The following is a 3644-nucleotide window of genomic DNA, read 5'->3' as shown; positions in this document are numbered from 1 at the left end:
GGGGGGCCGCCGATAACAAAAAGGAGCACCCCTCATGCGCGCCCTCGCCGCCCTCAGCCGCTTCGTCGGCAATACCTTCGCCTGGTGGGTGCTGCTGTTCGCCCTCCTCGCCTTCCTGCAGCCCGCCTGGTTCATCGGCCTCAAGGTGGCCATCGTGCCGCTGCTGGGCCTGGTGATGTTCGGCATGGGCCTGACCCTCAAGGTCGACGACTTCGCTGCCGTGTTCCGCCAACCCTGGCGCGTGGCACTGGGCGTGGTCGCCCACTTCGTGATCATGCCGGGCATGGCCTGGCTGTTGTGCCAGCTGTTCCACCTGCCCGCCGAGATCGCCGTCGGCGTGATCCTGGTCGGCTGCTGCCCAAGCGGCACCTCGTCGAATGTGATGGCCTGGCTGGCCAAGGGCGATCTGGCCCTGGCCGTGGCCATCGCCGCCGTCACCACCCTGCTCGCCCCGCTGCTGACCCCGGCCCTGATCTGGCTGCTGGCCTCGGCCTGGCTGCCGGTCTCGTTCATGGAGATGTTCTGGTCGATCCTGCAACTGGTGATGCTACCCATCGTGCTGGGCGTGCTCACCCAGCGCCTGCTCGGCGCCCGCGTGCAACTGGCCGTGCAAGTGCTCCCGCTGGTGTCGGTGGTGAGCATCGTGCTGATCGTGTGCGCGGTGGTGGCTGCCAGCCAGGCCAAGATCGCCGAATCGGGCCTGCTGATCATGGCCGTGGTCATCCTGCACAACACCTTCGGCTTCGCCCTGGGCTACCTGACCGGCAAGCTGTTCAAGCTGCCACTGGCGCAACGCAAGTCGCTGGCACTGGAGGTCGGCATGCAGAACTCCGGGCTCGGCGCGGCCCTTGCCAGTGCGCACTTCTCGCCGCTTGCAGCCGTGCCGAGTGCCTTGTTCAGCGTATGGCACAACATCTCGGGGGCGCTCCTCTCGACCTGGTTCCGACGCATGGAAGAACCGCCAGCAACGACGGCAACGGTCGACGCCACACGCTGACCGGCACTTGCCCCCCGGAGAAGACTTGTGCACTATAGTGCGCACTGTGAGGACGACCTCACGACGCACTGCGTGACCGACCCGGGGACGGCCCCATCAATCGATGGAGTACACCGCATGTCCTGGATCATCCTGTTTTTCGCCGGCCTGTTCGAAGTCGGCTGGGCCGTCGGCCTCAAGTACACCGACGGCTTTACCCGCCCCCTGCCCACCGTGCTGACGGTTGCCGCCATGGCGGTGAGCCTCGGCTTGCTGGGCCTGGCCATGAAAGAGCTGCCACTGGGCACCGCCTACGCGATCTGGACCGGTGTCGGTGCGGTGGGCACGGTGATCGCCGGGATCATCCTGTTCGGCGAGTCGATGGCGCTGATGCGCCTGGGCAGCGTCGCCTTGATCATCATTGGCCTGGTGGGGCTCAAGGTCAGCGCCAGTTGACCTTGGCCCAAGCCCTGCTACCTAGCCCTAGCGCGCAGCACCGCGCAATTCGCTGACTCGCTCGCGCAGCAGCGCCGGCTGCGCCGCCTCTACCGGGACGGCGTTGCCGGCCACCAGGGTTACCCGTGACCACAGGCGGCGCAAGAACCCCTTGGCCGGATCGCGACTGAAGAAACTCCCCCACAAGCCCTGCAGCGCCAGCGGGATCACCGGTACCGGGGTACGCTCGATGATCAGGCTCAGGCCGCCCTTGAAGGCATCGATCTCGCCATCGGTGGTCAGCTTGCCTTCCGGGAAGATACACACCAGTTCACCGTCCGCCAGATACGCCGCGATCTTCTCGAACGCGCGCTCGTAGGTAGCCAGGTCTTCATTGCGCCCGGCAATCGGGATCGCGCCGGCGGTGCGGAAGATGAAGTTGAGCACCGGCAGGCGGTAGATCTTGTAATACATCACGAAGCGAATCGGCCGGCGCACGGCACCGGCAATCAGCAGCGCATCGACGAACGACACGTGGTTGCACACCAGCAGCGCGGCGCCTTCATCCGGAATCTTGTGCAGGTCACGGTGTTCGACGCGGTACATCGAATGGCTGAGCATCCAGATCATGAAGCGCATGCTGAATTCGGGCACGATGCGGAAGATATACGCGTTGACCGCAATATTGAGCAGCGACACCACCAGGAACAGCTGCGGGATGCTCAACTCGGCCACGCCCAGCAGCAGCATGGTAATGATCGCCGACACCACCATGAACAGCGCATTGAGGATGTTGTTGGCAGCGATCACCCGTGCGCGCTGGTCCTGTGGGGTACGCGACTGGATCAGCGCATACAGTGGCACGATGTAGAAGCCGCCAAAGATGCCCAGCCCCATGATCGACAGCAGGATCCACCACGCCTTGGCCATGCCCAGCAGGGCCAACCAGTCGTAGGGGGCGGCCGGGGCAGGAATATCCCCGGAGTGCCACCACCACAGCAGGCCGAACAGGGTCAGGCCGAACGAGCCGAACGGTACCAGACCGATCTCCACCTTGCGCCCGCTGAGCCGCTCGCACAGCAGCGAACCCACCGCGATACCTACCGAGAACAGCGTCAGGATCAGGGTGACCACGGTTTCGTCGCCGTGCATCCACGCCTGGGCATAGGCCGGAATCTGCGTGAGGTAGATGGCGCCGACGAACCAGAACCACGAATTGCCGACAATCGAGCGTGACACTGCCGGGGTCTGCCTGAGCCCCAGGCGCAAGGTGGCGGCGGTCTGCGCAAAGATGTTCCACTGCAGCGTGAGGCCGGGCGCCGAGGCCGCTGCCCGCGGGATGGCGCGGCTAGCGAGGTAGCCGAGCACCGCCACCAGCACCACCGCACAGGCCACCAGCGGTGCGTAGTGAGCGCTGGACATCATTACCCCGGCACCGATGGTACCGGCCAGGATCGCCAGGAACGTGCCCATTTCCACCAGGCCGTTGCCGCCTACCAGCTCGTCTTCGCGCAGTGCCTGGGGCAGTATCGAATACTTGACCGGGCCGAACAGCGCCGAGTGGGTACCCATGGCAAACAGCGCCAACAGCATCATCCACAGGTGGTCATAGAGGAAACCTGCCGCCCCTACGCCCATGATCACGATCTCGGCCAGCTTGATCGTGCGGATCAGCGCGTCCTTGGCGAATTTTTCGCCAAACTGGCCAGCCAGGGCCGAGAACAGGAAGAACGGCAGGATGAACAGCAGCGCGCAAAGGTTGACCAGGAAGGTGCCATCGGCGCCCAGGCTCAGCTTGTAGAGGATGGCGAGGATCAGCGACTGCTTGAACAGGTTGTCGTTGAACGCCCCCAGTGACTGGGTAACGAAAAACGGCAGGAAGCGCCGTTTTTGCAGCAGGGCAAACTGTGAGGGGTGGCTCATCGTCCATGGTCCTGAGTGAGGCTTTGTGATTGGAGGAACCTGGTACGCAAAAAGCCACAGTTGCTCAGGTAAATGCAAGTGATCGTGACGCCCCCTTCGCTGGCAAGCCAGCTCCCACACGCTATGAGAGCGCCGCAAAACCCTGTGGGAGCTGGCTTGCCAGCGAACGACGCAACGCGGTCGCAGATCCCCCAAGCCCCCCCACCCTATCAATGCGTGCGCTGAACCCCGGCTCAAGCCATTTCCACCAACCCCACGCGCGTGCTCTATCTCATGCACGGCCGTGAGGCTCAGCATCTGCTGGGGTGTT

3 protein-coding genes are annotated in these 3644 nt (G+C 64.3%); 2 read left to right on the top strand and 1 reads right to left on the bottom strand.

All coding sequences use genetic code 11. From position 1 onward, the window contains the following. Positions 1 to 34: 34 nt before the first annotated feature. Positions 35 to 997, top strand: a complete 963-nt coding sequence (locus G3436_RS21020) for a bile acid:sodium symporter family protein (RefSeq protein WP_163949037.1) — start codon at positions 35 to 37, stop codon at positions 995 to 997. Positions 998 to 1114: 117 nt separating this feature from the next. Beyond that, the gene (gene sugE / locus G3436_RS21015) at positions 1115 to 1432 is read left to right on the top strand and encodes a quaternary ammonium compound efflux SMR transporter SugE (RefSeq protein ID WP_163949034.1); all 318 of its coding nucleotides are present in this window, start codon (positions 1115 to 1117) and stop codon (positions 1430 to 1432) included. Between the two features lie 27 nt (positions 1433 to 1459). Here sugE and G3436_RS21010 read toward each other — a convergent pair whose 3' ends face one another. Further along, a complete protein-coding gene (locus G3436_RS21010) occupies positions 1460 to 3334 on the bottom strand; it encodes an MFS transporter (protein ID WP_163949031.1) in 1875 nt (624 codons plus the stop codon). Positions 3335 to 3644 lie beyond the last annotated feature (310 nt).

This window comes from Pseudomonas brassicae (assembly GCF_010671725.1).
In the GTDB taxonomy this organism is placed as follows: Bacteria; Pseudomonadota; Gammaproteobacteria; order Pseudomonadales; family Pseudomonadaceae; genus Aquipseudomonas; species Aquipseudomonas brassicae.
The sequence above is the reverse complement of the archived record's forward strand: the minus strand, read 5'-3'. Positions and strand labels throughout refer to the sequence as shown.

Coding starts and splice junctions, on each gene's coding strand:
- G3436_RS21020 (WP_163949037.1), top strand. CDS start 35: ATGCGCGCCCTCGCCGCCCTCAGCCGCTTCGTCGGCAATACCTTCGCC.
- sugE (WP_163949034.1), top strand. CDS start 1,115: ATGTCCTGGATCATCCTGTTTTTCGCCGGCCTGTTCGAAGTCGGCTGG.
- G3436_RS21010 (WP_163949031.1), bottom strand. CDS start 3,334: ATGAGCCACCCCTCACAGTTTGCCCTGCTGCAAAAACGGCGCTTCCTG.